The sequence below is a fragment of the Kribbella rubisoli genome, assembly GCF_004217145.1.
Classification (GTDB): Bacteria; Actinomycetota; Actinomycetes; order Propionibacteriales; family Kribbellaceae; genus Kribbella; species Kribbella rubisoli.
The window spans coordinates 855,507-868,947 of record NZ_SHKR01000012.1 but is presented as its reverse complement, the minus strand read 5'-3'; the positions used below and the strand labels follow the sequence as shown (position 1 = coordinate 868,947).

Annotated in this window: 14 protein-coding genes; 12 read left to right on the top strand and 2 right to left on the bottom strand. The window is 67.2% G+C overall.

The features are described from left to right. Positions 1-77 precede the first annotated feature (77 nt). The 9 genes from EV645_RS18430 (at position 78) to groL (ending at position 9,255) form a co-directional block, all read left to right on the top strand. The gene (locus EV645_RS18430) at positions 78-326 is read left to right on the top strand and encodes a hypothetical protein (protein ID WP_130445111.1); all 249 of its coding nucleotides are present in this window, start codon (positions 78-80) and stop codon (positions 324-326) included. Positions 327-411: 85 nt separating this feature from the next. Next, a complete protein-coding gene (locus EV645_RS18425) occupies positions 412-2,064 on the top strand; it encodes a ferritin family protein (RefSeq protein WP_130445110.1) in 1,653 nt (550 codons plus the stop codon). A 23-nt stretch (positions 2,065-2,087) separates the two neighbouring features. Beyond that, positions 2,088-3,131, top strand: coding sequence for an FAD-binding oxidoreductase (locus tag EV645_RS18420; protein WP_198681681.1), 1,044 nt, complete (start codon positions 2,088-2,090; stop codon positions 3,129-3,131). Then, a complete protein-coding gene (locus EV645_RS18415; protein ID WP_130445108.1) occupies positions 3,128-4,315 on the top strand; it encodes a ferritin family protein in 1,188 nt (395 codons plus the stop codon). The genes EV645_RS18420 and EV645_RS18415 overlap by 4 nt, the downstream gene beginning before the upstream one ends. Continuing rightward, positions 4,312-4,686, top strand: coding sequence for a propane 2-monooxygenase effector subunit MimD (gene mimD, locus EV645_RS18410; RefSeq protein WP_130445107.1), 375 nt, complete (start codon positions 4,312-4,314; stop codon positions 4,684-4,686). The genes EV645_RS18415 and mimD overlap by 4 nt, the downstream gene beginning before the upstream one ends. 15 nt (positions 4,687-4,701) lie before the next feature. Then, positions 4,702-5,745, top strand: coding sequence for an amidohydrolase family protein (locus EV645_RS18405; RefSeq protein WP_130445106.1), 1,044 nt, complete (start codon positions 4,702-4,704; stop codon positions 5,743-5,745). Next, the gene (locus EV645_RS18400) at positions 5,745-6,458 is read left to right on the top strand and encodes an iron-sulfur cluster assembly protein (protein WP_130445105.1); all 714 of its coding nucleotides are present in this window, start codon (positions 5,745-5,747) and stop codon (positions 6,456-6,458) included. The genes EV645_RS18405 and EV645_RS18400 overlap by 1 nt, the downstream gene beginning before the upstream one ends. Continuing rightward, on the top strand, positions 6,455-7,480 hold the full coding sequence (locus tag EV645_RS18395) for an NAD(P)-dependent alcohol dehydrogenase (protein WP_130445104.1): 1,026 nt from the start codon (positions 6,455-6,457) through the stop codon (positions 7,478-7,480). The genes EV645_RS18400 and EV645_RS18395 overlap by 4 nt, the downstream gene beginning before the upstream one ends. 83 nt (positions 7,481-7,563) lie before the next feature. Beyond that, the gene (gene groL, locus EV645_RS18390; RefSeq protein ID WP_130445103.1) at positions 7,564-9,255 is read left to right on the top strand and encodes a chaperonin GroEL; all 1,692 of its coding nucleotides are present in this window, start codon (positions 7,564-7,566) and stop codon (positions 9,253-9,255) included. Between the two features lie 59 nt (positions 9,256-9,314). On the opposite strand, the gene EV645_RS42240 is transcribed toward groL, so the two are convergent. Further along, entirely contained in the window at positions 9,315-9,458 is a 144-nt protein-coding gene (locus EV645_RS42240) for a GPGG-motif small membrane protein (protein WP_170989620.1), read from the bottom strand. Between the two features lie 153 nt (positions 9,459-9,611). On the opposite strand from EV645_RS42240, the gene EV645_RS18385 reads away from it, so the two are divergent. The 3 genes from EV645_RS18385 (at position 9,612) to EV645_RS18375 (ending at position 12,416) form a co-directional block, all read left to right on the top strand. Then, positions 9,612-10,211 (top strand): RNA polymerase sigma factor, encoded by a 600-nt coding sequence (locus tag EV645_RS18385; protein ID WP_242000496.1) that lies wholly within the window; start codon positions 9,612-9,614, stop codon positions 10,209-10,211. Beyond that, complete coding sequence (locus EV645_RS18380) at positions 10,208-11,116, top strand: hypothetical protein (RefSeq protein ID WP_130445102.1); 909 nt, start codon at positions 10,208-10,210, stop codon at positions 11,114-11,116. The genes EV645_RS18385 and EV645_RS18380 overlap by 4 nt, the downstream gene beginning before the upstream one ends. An 88-nt stretch (positions 11,117-11,204) precedes the next feature. After that, positions 11,205-12,416, top strand: coding sequence for an MFS transporter (locus EV645_RS18375; RefSeq protein WP_130445101.1), 1,212 nt, complete (start codon positions 11,205-11,207; stop codon positions 12,414-12,416). 21 nt (positions 12,417-12,437) lie between these two features. Here EV645_RS18375 and EV645_RS18370 read toward each other — a convergent pair whose 3' ends face one another. Continuing rightward, entirely contained in the window at positions 12,438-13,391 is a 954-nt protein-coding gene (locus EV645_RS18370) for a winged helix-turn-helix transcriptional regulator (RefSeq protein ID WP_130445100.1), read from the bottom strand. Positions 13,392-13,441: the final 50 nt, after the last annotated feature.

The window sequence follows — 13,441 nt, the reverse complement described above, 5'->3', positions numbered from 1 at the left end:
CACAAGTGGCGTCTCAGAATGAGACAACCGCCAGGCCCGTGCGGGCATGCGATGGAGATCAAACGACTGGAGGTTCCATGGACAACGATGTCTCGCCCCAGCAGGAGTCCTACAACCCGTGGACCGTCGTCCATCTCGTGTTCGAACACCTCGCCGACGCCGGTCTGCATCCCGTTCTCGGAGCCACCGGCCACCCCGGCGAACCGGCCGCCGAACTGCTGCGCTGCCTGGGTATCCAGCCCGATCCGCAGGGTGATCACCGGCTCGTGGAGCAGAAGCAGGACCAGCTCGCCGAGCTCCGCGAGGCCTTCTTCGGCGAGTCCTGAACGCTTCTCAATTTGAGACCTCACCCCGCTCGTGGCGGCGATGTACTGCAAGCACACAGCCGGCCACATGAGCGGGAGGAAAGCCATGAGTCGCCAAAGCGTGGCGAAGGCCCACCAGAAGATCCAGGAGTTGTCATGGGAACCGGCGTACCACGAGCCGGTCTCCCAGTACGGAACGGACTACACGTTCCGTAAGGCACAGAAGAAAGACCCCCTGAAGCAGGTGCTGCGGTCGTACTTCCCGATGCAGGAAGAGAAGGACCACCGGGTGTACGGCGCCTCGGACGGCGCGATCCGCGGCAACATGTTCCGCCAGGTCCAGGAACGCTGGCTGGAATGGCAGAAGCTGTTCCTGAGCATCATCCCGCTGCCGGAGATCTCGGCCGCGCGGGCGATGCCGCTGCTGTTCCGGACCGTGCCGAACCCCGAGCTGCACAACGGGCAGGCCATCCAGATGATCGACGAGGTCAGGCACTCGACGATCCAGCAGAACCTCAAGCGCCTGTACATGAACAACTACATCGACCCAGCGGGCTTCAACTCGAGCCTGCGCGACTTCCAGAGCGACTACTGCGGCACCATCGGCCGTCAGTTCGCCGAGGGCTTCATCACCGGTGACGCGATCACCGCGGCCAGCATCTACCTGACGATCGTGGCAGAGACCGCCTTCACCAACACGCTGTTCGTCGCGATGCCGGCCGAGGCCGCCGCGAACGGCGACTACCTGCTGCCGACGGTGTTCCACTCGGTCCAGTCCGACGAGTCCCGGCACATCAGCAACGGGTACGCGACGCTGCTGATGGCGCTCGCCGACGAGGACAACCACCAGCTGCTCGCCCGCGACCTGCGGTACGCCTGGTGGAACAACCACCGCGTCGTCGACGCCGCGATCGGCACCTTCATCGAGTACGGCACCAAGGACCGCCGCAAGGACCGCGAGTCCTACGCGGAGATGTGGCGCCGCTGGATCTACGACGACTACTACCGCAGCTACCTGGTGCCGCTGGAGAAGTACGGACTCGAGATCCCGCACGACCTGATCGAGGAGTCCTGGAACCAGATCTGGAACAAGGGCTACGTGCACGAGGTCGCCCAGTTCTTCGCCACCGGCTGGCTCGCCAACTACTGGCGGATCGACCCGATGACGGACAAGGACTTCGAGTGGTTCGAGTACAAGTACCCGGGCTGGTACGACAAGTACGGCGCCTGGTGGGAGAACTACAACCGGCTCGCCACGCCGAACGGGCACAAGCCGATCGTCTTCGAGGACGTCGACTACGAGTACCCGCACCGCTGCTGGACCTGCATGGTCCCGTGCCTGGTCCGTGAGGACATGGTGATGGCCAAGGTCGACGGCCAGTGGCGGACGTACTGCCACGAGATGTGCAAGTGGACCGACGAGACCGCGTTCCGACCGACGTACCAGGGCCGGCAGACGCCGAACATGGGCAAGCTGATCGGTCACCGCGAGTGGGAGACGCTGTACCACGGCTGGAACTGGGCCGACGTCGTCTCCGACATGGGCTTCGTCCGCGACGACGGCAAGACGATGGTCGCGCAGCCGCACCTCGACCTGGACCCGAGCAAGATGTGGACCCTCGATCACCTGCGCAAGTGCCCGCCGCTGGCGAGCCCGAACGTACTGCTGAACGAGATGTCCGACGACGAGCGGACCGCCTTCGCGGCGCGCTACGTCAAGGGCGGCCCGGCCGGACGACCCGCTCCTGCTGACGCCTGATTCACATGGGCGACAAGCACGTCGTGAGGTTCGAACCCGTCGGCATCGAGATCGAGGTCGACGAGGACCAGACGATCCTGCGCGCAGCGGCCGAGCAGGGCGTGATGCTCATGCACGGCTGCAAGGAGGGACAGTGCGCGTCCTGCAAGTCGTTCGTCCTCGACGGTGAGGACATCGACCTGGACCGCTACAGCACCTTCGCGCTCCCGGACTACGAACTGGACGAGGGCTACACGCTGCTGTGCCGGGCGCACGCCTTCGAGGACCTCACGATCGAGCTGCTCAACTACGACGAGGACATGATCCGCTCGGGTCTGCCGATCCAGGAACGGACGGCGGAGGTCGTCGCGATCACTCCGGTGACGCACGACCTCCGGCACCTGGTGCTGAAGCTGTCCGAACCCGGCGAGCTGAAGTTCTTCCCGGGCCAGTACGTCGACATCTCGGTACCGGACACCGAAGCGACCCGTTCGTTCTCGATGGCGAACACGTCGAGCCGCGAGAGCGGCCAACTGGAGTTCGTCATCAAGGTGTATCCGGGCGGGATGTTCTCGGAGTTCCTGGACCAGCGCCTCCGGGTCGGAGACCGGTTGGACCTGACCGGACCGTTCGGGGTGTTCACCCTCCGGGACAACCCGGACGCCCGGCTGGTCTTCCTCGGCGGCGGGGCCGGGATGGCGCCGATCCTGGCCCTGCTGCGGTCGATGGCCGAACGCGGGATCGACCGGCCGACGACGTTCTACTACGGGTCCAGGACGCAACTGGACCTGTGTTTCGAGGAGGAGTTGCGCGAACTCGAGCAGCGGCTGCCACGGTTCCGGTACGTGCCGGCGCTGTCAGAAGAGGAATGGGACGGCGAGAGCGGACTGATCACCGACGTGGTCCGCCGGCTCGAGCCGAGCCTGACCGGGGCCGATGCCTACGTGTGCGGTCCGCCGCCGATGGTCGAAGCGGCGATCCCGCTGCTCGAACGGCTCGGTGTTGTGACCAAGCACATCTACTACGACAAGTTCACCACGACCGGCGACGCCGGTGACTCGGAAGTGCTGGAGGCAGGAAGCCGATGACCACCACACAGGACTCACCCAAGACCGAACGCAGCGTGCCCAAGCCGGTCTTCACCGACGCCGAGGCAGGCGCGCAGGAGTTCCCGGACTCGAATTCCCGGCGGTACAACTACTACACGCCGCAGAAGCGCAAGCAGAGCCACTACGAGGACGTCACAGTCGAGGTACAGCCCGACCCGCGGCACTACCTCAGCCAGGGCTGGTTGTACGGCTTCTCCGATGGTCGCGGCGGCTACCCGCTGGACTGGACCGTGCTGAAGGCCTGGGGCTCGGACAAGCCCAGCCCGCAGCGTGGACCCGGCACCGGCGGCATGTTCGTCAAGGAATGGCCGGCCACCGGCTGGCACGAGTTCCGCGACCCGAACGAAGAGTGGGAGCTAACGCTCTACCGGTACAACTCGAATGTCGTCCGCCAGGTCACCCAGAACGTCGAGGCCGCCAAGCAGTCGAAGGCCTTCGAGCAGTGGAACACCAACTGGGTCCGCTTCGTCGAGCAGCACGTCGGCGCCTGGATGCACGTCGACCACGGGCTCGGCCTGTACCTGTACGCGAACGCGAACCGGCGCGCACCGACGAACATGCACAACAACGCGATCTCGGTGAACAGCATGCACCGGATCCGCGCCGCCCAGGACCTCGCGCTGTACAACCTCACGCTGTCCGAGGAGATCGAGGGCTTCGACGGCAGTGCGCACCTGGAGACCTGGAACAACGATCCGGCCTGGCAGGGTGTGCGCGACGTGGCCGAGCAGCTGACCGGGATCGACGACTGGTGCGAGGCGATCTTCGCCGCGAACGTCGTGTTCGAGCCGCTCGTCGGTGAACTGTTCCGCAGCCAGCTGGTACAGCAGGCATCCCCGCGGAACGGCGACTTCGTCACCCCGACGGTCGTCGGCGCGGCGGAGTACGACTTCGCCGAGCGCGACCTGCGCTACACGACGGCGATGTTCGAGTTGCTCACCAACGACAAGGAGTTCGCGGACCACAACAAGTCGATCCTGCAGGACTGGGCGTCGAAGTGGACCGCGCAGTCGCTCACCGCGGCCCGCGCACTGCAGCCGCTGTGGTCGCAGCCGGACGCGAAACCGCCACGGTTCGAGGACGGCCTCGACCGGGTCAAGAGCCGGTTCAGCGGCATCGTCACCTCGCTGGGCCTCGAGGAACCGAAGGAGCTGTCACTGTGACCACCACGTTCACCACCGCGGAAAGCCCGTTCAAGCAGGACAACACCGCGTCCAACAAGTGCGGCGTGACGCTGATGAACAACCAGGTCGGCGCGGTTGTCGCTGAGGTGATGACCGGTCTGGACAACGTCACGGTGACGCACCTGCCGTCGATGATCCGGGTCGACGCGATCGGCCGGATGGACTTCGTCTACGACGACATCTCCGAAGCACTCGGCGAGGAGCCCGGGTACTTCGACCAGGCCGAGTTCGAGGAGAACATGTCGACCCACTACGGCCGCATGGTCCACCTCGACGACCGGACGATCATGTTCGCCAACCCCGAGGACGCCGCCGAGTACATCGGCTTCGACCTGACCGCATCCAGCTGACAAGGGGGTCTCTTCGTGTACGAGAAGAATGGTGAGAAGTACTTCGTGGTCGACAGCCACATGCACATGTGGAAGGCCGGCCCGGACAACTGGGTGAAGGGCGCGGAGCAGTACGCGAAGGGCTGGATCGAGTGCTTCCACGCGTACCAGAGCCTCGGCCCGAAGGAGACCCACTGGACGATCGAGAAGTTCATGAGCTACACCGAGGACGACCTGATGAAGGACGTCTTCGAGGACGGCTACGTGGACGTCGCGGTGTTCCAGCCGACGTACCTGAAGGAGTGGTACACGGAGGGTTTCAACACCACCGAGCAGAACGCCAACCTCGGCGAGAAGCACCCGGGGATGTTCGTCCTGAACACCCGCTTCGACCCGCGGGACGGTGACGCCGGTCTGGTGGAGCTGGCCGCGAACGTCGAGCGGTACGGCTCGAAGGGCGTCAAGCTCTACACGGCCGAGTGGAACGCCGGATCCCGCGGTTACAAGCTGACCGACCCGGCGGCGTACGCCTACCTCGCCAAGGCGCAGGAGCTCGGGATCAAGAACATCCACGTCCACAAGGGCCCCACGATCTGGCCGCTGGACAAGGACGCGTTCGACGTCTCCGATGTCGACCACGCCGCGACCGACTTCCCCGAGCTCAACTTCATCGTCGAGCACGTCGGTCTGCCGCGGATCGAGGACTTCTGCTTCATGGCCACCCAGGAACCCAACGTGTACGCCGGCCTGTCGGTCGTCATCGGCGGTCTGATGCACGCGCGGCCGCAGTTCTTCGCCAAGGTGATGGGCGAACTGCTGTTCTGGGTCGGCGAGGACAAGATGACGTTCGGCAGCGACTACGGCATCTGGGAGCCGAAGTGGCAGATCGAGGGCTTCGTGGACTGGGAGTTCCCCGACCAGCCGGAGTTCGCGGACTACCCGCGGCTCGGGGTGGACGGGAAGAAGAAGATCCTCGGGCTGAACGCGGCCAAGCTCTACGACATCAAGGTGCCGGACGAGCTGCAACTGAAGGAGGAGACACCCGCCGCACAGGACGACTCGAAGCTGGTTGCGTCGTAATGACGGCAGTCTTCACGGAGAAGGACCGGGTCCTGGACGCACTGAGTGCGGTCCGGGACCCGGAGCTGGACGAGCCGATCACGACGCTGGGATTCGTCTCGACCTGCGTCGTGTCGGCCGCCGGTGACGCGGTCGTGCGGCTACGGCTGCCGACGTACTTCTGTGCGCCGAACTTCGCGTTCCTGATGGTCGCCGACGCGTACGACGTGGTGTCGGCGCTCCCCGCCCTGCGGTCGGTCGACGTCGCGCTGGAGGATCATTTCGCTGCGGCCCAGATCAACGCGGGGGTGGCGGCGCGGGCGGGGTTCGTCGCCTCGTTCGACGGCGAGGCGGCGGCCGAGCTCGACGAGTTACGCCGTACGTTCGTCGCCAAGGCGGTGCTGGCCGGGACCGATCAGGTCTGCCGGCCTTTTGTTGCTTCTGGCACCGATCCGGCGGAGGTCGCGCGGCTGACGATCGCCGACGTACCGCCGTCGGCCGAGCTCGACCGGCTGCTGCGTCGCCGGGCCGAGCTCGGGCTGCCGACCGGACCGGACGCACCGCTGCTCATCGACGTCGCGACCGGCGAGGCCGTCGCCGCGCCCGCGGCGGCGAGACATCTCGGGCTGGCCCGGCTGACCCGGACCGGCATCGAGGCCAACACCGGTATCTGCAGGGGAATGCTGAGGCACCGGTACACCGAATCCGGTGCGGGCGAGGAGGAGCAGGTATGAAGGCCGTTCGACTGCACGGGTACCACCAGCAACCAGTGGTCGAGGACGTACCGGAGCCGGTCGTCAAGGGCCCGCTGGACGTCATCGTCAAGATCGGCGGCGCCGGCGTGTGCCGTACCGATCTGCACATCATCGAGGGTCAGTGGGACGCGGCGATGCATCCGTCGCTCCCGTACACGATCGGCCACGAGAACGCCGGCTGGGTGCACGAGGTCGGCTCGGCCGTCACCAACGTGCAGGTCGGCGACACCGTCATCCTGCACCCGACGCCGACCTGCGGTCTGTGTCATGCCTGTCGGGCCGGGGACGATATGCACTGCGAGAACAGTTCGTTCCCGGGACTGGACAGCGACGGCGGGATGGCGGAGTACCTCCTCACGTCCGCCCGCGCCTGCGTGAAACTCGACCCGAGCACGCGACCACAGGATGTCGCGGCGCTCGCCGACGCCGGCATCACGGCGTACCACGCGGTCCGGAAGGCGCTGCCACTGTTGCCTCCCGGTACGACGGCCGTGGTGATCGGCGCGGGCGGCCTGGGGCACATCGGCGTACAGTGCCTGGCCGCGCTGACGGCGGCGCGGATCATCGTCGTCGACCGCAACCCGGACGCGCTCAAGCTGGCCGAGCAGCTCGGCGCCGACCAGACGGTCGTTGCTGACGGCAAGCAGGTTGAGAAGGTGCTGGAGCTGACCGACGGCGGCGGTGCACACGTCGTGCTGGACTTCGTCGCCGAGCAGGGCGCGGAGCAGGACGGTTTCGCGATGACCGGCCGGGGCGGTTCGTACTTCGTGATCGGGTACGGCGGCCAGGTGCAGATCCCGACGCTGGACATCATCTCGACCGAGCGGAACATCGTCGGCAACATCGTCGGCACGTTCAACGAGCTGGCCGAGCTGATGGCGCTCGCACAGGCCGGCAAGGTCACGCTGCACACCCGGACCTATCCCCTCGACGCGGCCGCTGACGCGGTCGCCGACCTCGACGCCGGCCGGGTCCGCGGCCGCGCGATCCTCGTTCCGTAACACGACCGTTCCGGCCCCTTCCTCCTCGCTTTCCTTCCCTCTCTTCCTCTTCATCCACCCAAGACCATGACCGGAGGGTCACCATGGCCAAGGAACTCAGATTCGGTGAGAGTGCCCGCGATCTTCTGCTGTCCGGCGTCGATCAGCTGGCAGACGCCGTGAAGTCGACGCTGGGCCCGAAGGGGCGCAACGTCATCCTGGAGAAGATCACCGGATCGCCCGTCGTCACCAACGACGGCGTGACGATCGCGCGGGAGATCTTCCTCAAGAACCAGTTCGAGAACATGGGCGCACAGCTGGTCAAGGAAGCCGCGATCAAGACCAACGACATCGTCGGCGACGGCACCACCACGGCGACCGTGATCGCGCAGGCCATCATCCGCGAGGGCATGCACGCGATCGGCTCCGGCGGGAACCCCGTTCTGGTGAAGCGGGGTATCGACCTGGCCGTCGGCAAGCTGGTCGACCGGCTGCGCGAGGTCGCGCACCCGGTGGCGACCGAGCAGGACTACGCGCGGGTCGCAGCGATCTCGGCGAACGACGACGACATCGTCGGCGCGGTGATCGCGAACGCCCTGCACACCGTCGGCGACGGCGGCATCGTGACCGTCGAGGAGTCGTCGATCAACGGGATGGGCGTGAACTTCGTCGAGGGGTTCGAGTTCGACAACGGGTACATGTCGCCGTACATGGTGACCGATCCGGGCAGCCTGCAGGCCGTCCTCGACAACCCGTACATCCTGTTGTGCAGCGAGAAGATTACGAAGGTCCAGGAGATCATGCCGCTGCTCGACAAGATCATGCGCGAGCCGCGGCCGCTGGTGATCATCGCCGAGAGCCTCGAAGGTACGGCGCTCAGCATGCTGGTGCACAACCACGTCAACGGGCTGTTCCAGTGCGTGGCGGTGAAGGCGCCGGGGTTCGGCGACCGGCGACTGCACAAGCTGGAGGACATCGCGGCGATCACCGGTGGCGCGGTGTACAGCCGGCACTCGGGGTTCACCCTCGAGACCATGACGATCGACCAGCTGGGCCGCGCGGATCAGGTGCGGGTCACTGCCGACCGTACGGCGATCGTCGCGGGCACCGGGCACGACAAGGACGTGGCGTTCCGGATCGCGCAGCTGCGGTCAGAGCTCGAGCGGGCGACGTTCGGCGTCGACGAGGACGTCCTGACCGAGCGGATCGGCTCGTTGTCGGGCAAGGTTGCGGTCATCCGCGTCGGCGCGCCGACCCCGGCCGAGCTCAAGGAGCTCCAGCACCGGGTCGAGGACGCGCTGTCTGCGACGCGGGCCGCGATGGCCGAAGGGATCGTCGCGGGCGGCGGCATGGCCCTCCTGCATGCCGCGTCGGCCCTCGACGGTCTGGACGTCAAGGGCGACTACAAGACCGGCGTCGATATCGTGCGCCGGGCGCTACGCGAACCGGCGTACCTGATCGCCGCGAACGCCGGCTACAACGGCGCTGAAGTGCTGGAACGTACATCACAGATGGGAGTCGACGAGGGCTTCGACGCTCTGGACGGCGTCTACGGCAACATGCTCGCGATGGGCATCATCGACCCGCTCCGGGTGGCGCGCTCGGCCTTGCAGAACGGCGCGTCGGTGGCCGGTCTTCTGTTGACGACCAACACCCTCATCGCGGAGGAGCAGACGCCGTGGGGCGGCAGTGCCGCCCTGATGACGGAGTACGGCGCACTGGACGAGGGGCTGCACCAGCCGAGCCCCGACTCCAGCACGCCGCAGTCCCTCGGCCTCGGGCCGTCGGTCGGCTAGCAGTGCGTGGAATGGCTGGGGGTCGTTCGGGGACCCCCAGCCATTGAGTCACGTTTGGATCAGGTGAAGATACTGACGCCGCCCGGGCCGACCAGCAGACCGATGATGATCAGGGCTGCGCCCCACATCACCTGGCCGCGGAACAGCGAGACAATGCCGGACACGACGAGGATCACCGCGATGATCCACAGGATGAATACCATGCTTCCTTCCCTTCGTCCGTTGTGATCCCCGTGTCGCCGCTCCGGTGCCCGGGCCGCCGCACCGCAAACCCTGTCCAGGTTGACGAAACGGTCGTATGAAACAGGCCGTGCAACCCCGAATGGGGGCCGGGACATATATCCGGTGAAGGCCCTGTGACGGGGGACGATCTGGAGGTGGCGGTGGGTGACGGGGAGTTGTGGCGGCGGGCGATGGACGGGGAGCCGGAGGTGTTCGGCGAGCTGTTCGATCGGCATGCCAAGGCGGTGTACAACTTCGTGTTCCGGCGGATCGGGTCGTGGAGTGATGCCGAAGACCTGACCTCGCTGGTGTTCCTGCACGCCTGGCGCCGCCGGGCCGACGTGGTGCTCGTGCACGACTCGGCGTTGCCGTGGTTGTTCCGTACGGCGGACTTCGTGGTCCGCAACGAGCGCCGCCGGCAGCGGTTCCGCTGGCTCAACCTCGCCCGGCAGACGCCCGCGACGGACGAACCCGATCATGCGGATCAGGTCGCGGCGCAGGTCGACGACGAGCGGGAGGCGAGCCGGCTGCGCGCGTTGCTGCGGAAGCTGCCGCGGCACGAGCAGGAGATCGTCGAACTCTGCTTCTGGAGCGGACTGGACGCTCAGTCCGCGGCCGTCGCGCTCGACGTACCGCTCGGCACCGTGAAGTCCCGGCTGTCGCGGGCTCGCAAGCGCCTTCGCGATCTCAGCGTCGACGTACCGGAGGACGAGGCTTTGGAGAGACTGCCATGAACGAGCTACTCACCCGCCGCACCGACAGGCCGCTGCCGCCTGGCGCACACGAGAAGCTGCGCGCCGAACTGCTCGTGGCGATCGAGACCGAGCCGGTCCGCCGGGCGCGACGGATCCTCGCCCCGGCGCTCGCGGCCGCCTCCGTCCTGATCGTGGTCACCGGCCTGGTGGTCGCCGTACGGGCGTTCAAGACCGACAGCGCACCGCCCGCGACCGGTCCGGCGAAGACGAGGCCGTTGACCGCCGACGAGACCGCGACCCTTCGCACGCAATGCCTCGCGGAGGCCAACCGGATCACCAGCAAGTCGCTGCCGCATCCGTTCACGGACTACAAGGTGATCAGGGCGTTCGAGTTCACCGGCGTGAAGGATCCGAACGTGGTGAACACCTGGCTGATCGGATCCGGCCTGCAGACCTACCCGACGGGACCGAAGGGCATTCCGCGCGAGAGCCATCCGGCGTACTGGCTGTGCAGCCGCACCGCCGGTGGGGTGGTCAGCGAGCCGAGCATCCGCTTCAGCCCCGGAGCCCGTCTGATCGGAGACCCGATGATGCGGATTGCACGGAACGCGGGCGTCTACACAAAGTCGGTCGCCCGGGTCACCGTGCAGCCGAAGGGGCAGGCTCCGGTCGAGGCGTTCCTGCAGGACGGGTTCTGGTTCGCGCCGACCGTTGGCCGCACCAACTGGGGACCGTACGACGCCGACGACAACGGTCTCAACGACTTCGTGGTCCGCGGGTACGACGCCGTCGGCGAGCTGATCGTCACCGATCGTGGCATCGACCCGACCGCCGCGCCGGCGACCTGCCCGGTGGTCGTGGTCACGCTGCCGAACGGGAAGCTCGATACCGTCCCGAAGACGCCGACGCCGCCGGAATGCCGCGAGTACCGCTGGCCGTCCTGACCGTCGGTGATCACAGTTGCAGACTTTCTGGCAGGTTTGATCAGTTTTAGTCTTGCCGTGAGTCGGCCGCTCGGGGTGAGATATCTACATGACGCAGACGCGGGCCGCCGGCGCGGTGGACGGGCAGGGGTTCTCCTACCGGCCGTTCATCTGGCTGGCGGTCGCGACGTTCTCGATGGGGATCGACGGGTACGTGCTGGCCGGTCTGCTCCCGCAGATCGCCGGCGACCTGAGCGTCACCGCGGCCGCCGCCGGGCAGTTGATGTCGGTGTTCGCGTTCACCGCCGCGCTCGCCGGTCCCGTCCTCGGAACGCTGACCTCACGATGGGAACGCCGTACGACGATCGCGCTCGCGCTGGCCGTGTTCGTGCTGGGCAACCTGATCGTCGGGATCGCGACGAACTACCCGATCGCACTCGGCGGCCGGGTGATCGCGGCGCTCGGCGGTTGCCTGCTGAACGCGGCCGTCACCGGGTACGTGATCGCGCTGACGCCGCCCGAGCACCACGGCAAGGCGCTGTCGTTCGTCCTCGGCGGCTGGATGACCGCGACTGCGCTCGGCGTACCGATCGGCCTGGTGATCGGGCAGTCGAGCTGGCGGTTCCCGATGATCATGGTCGCGGTGGTCGGCACCATCGCGCTCGTCGGCATCCTGCTCCGGCTCCCCCAGCTGCATCTGCCCGGCGGATCGCTTGTGGACCGTCTCCGGCCCTTGAAGCAGCCGCGGCTTCTCGCCGGGCTGCTCGTCACCACCGGCATCCTGTGCAGCAGCTACACCTGCTTCACCTACGCGACTCTGATCCTCGGCCCACACTTCAAGGCCCACTGGGCGATCATCCTGATCATGTTCGGGTACGGCGTCTCGAGCATGGCGGGCAATGCGATCACCGGCCGGCTCGTCGACCGCTTCAGCGCGATCCGCGTGCTGACCGTGGTCCTGATCGGGCTGCTGCTGAACTCGATCCTCGGCATGGTGGCGCTGATGTTCGCCCCGGCCGTCGTGGCGGCGGTCTGGGGCCTGGTCTGGTTCTTCTCCGCAGGCGTCGGCAACGGCGGCGGCGCCGTGCCTCAGCAGGCTCGGCTCGCGACCATGGCCCCGGACTCGGCGACGATCGTGATCGCTCTCAACGGCAGCGCGATCTCGCTCGGCTCGGCGCTCGGCAGCGCCCTCGGCGGCGTCGCCCTGACAGCCGGCTCCTCCCCGGACGGCCTCCTCGGCGTCGCCGGGGCCATCCTGGCGATCACGGTCACGCTGCACTTGCTGGTCACCCGAGCCACCCGCCGCGCCACGGCTGCCTAGCGCCGAACCCTGGCGCCGCCCCTAGCGCCAGCCGCGGCGGCCTGCTTGGAGGCCGGCCTGGAAGCGGCTGGTGGCACCGAGCTGTTCCTGCACCTGAGCGATCCGTCGGCGCAACGTCCGCCCGCTCACGCCGAGCTGACGGGCGATCGCCTCGTCCTTCATCCCACTGGCCAGCAGGTTGATCAGGGTCGCGTTGGGATCCGCGTTCTCGGACAGTCGCAGCGGCGTGGCCTGACCCCACAGCTGGTCGAACAGGACCTGCAGCGCACTCGTCAACGCCGAGTCGGACACGACCACGGCTCGCGGCTGTCCCGGCGTCGACGGCCCGCCCGCCAGCGGCAGGATCGCGGTGGTGCCGTCGACGATCAGCAGCTTGACCGGCACCTGCGGCAGCACCCGCGACTGCTCGCCGCGCTCGGCCATCGACCGCAACCGATCCACCCAGCCCGGATGGTCCAGCACCTCGGCCGCGTAGATCGACCGGAACCGCACTCCTCGATCGAGCAGCGCCAGCTCCGCGCCCGATACCTGAGCGCTCCCGTCAGCGACGTACGGCGGGGTGTCCGTGCCGACCGCTTGCTCAGTAGCACCGCGCAGCATGTCGTCGATCCGCGCCTCGATCGCGTCCCGGCCGACCGCGATCTCGATCAGCCGGCTCGGCTCGGCCTGTAACTGGCCGGCGCTGAACTCGCGGGCAAGCTGATCGGTCATCGCCGCGACACCATCCAGGGCAGCCCGCCGTTCGCGGACAAGCATGCCCAGCCCGGACCGCGGATCGACCGGCGCAGGCGAGGCCTCCGACCCGCTCCGCACCAGCCCGGCCGCTACAAGCCGGTCAACAGCCTGCGTTACCGCTTTGTCAGGTAACTCGAGGAGCTCACCCAGCTGGCCCACCGGCACCCCCGGATCCCGCAGGAGCTGCCGATAGACCTGGGCGTCGATTCCTGACAGCCCAACTGCTTCCCAATCAGCCACCTGAGGAGCGTAGTTGGCCGGGATCGGCGTTTGGCCGGAATGGGCGCCGC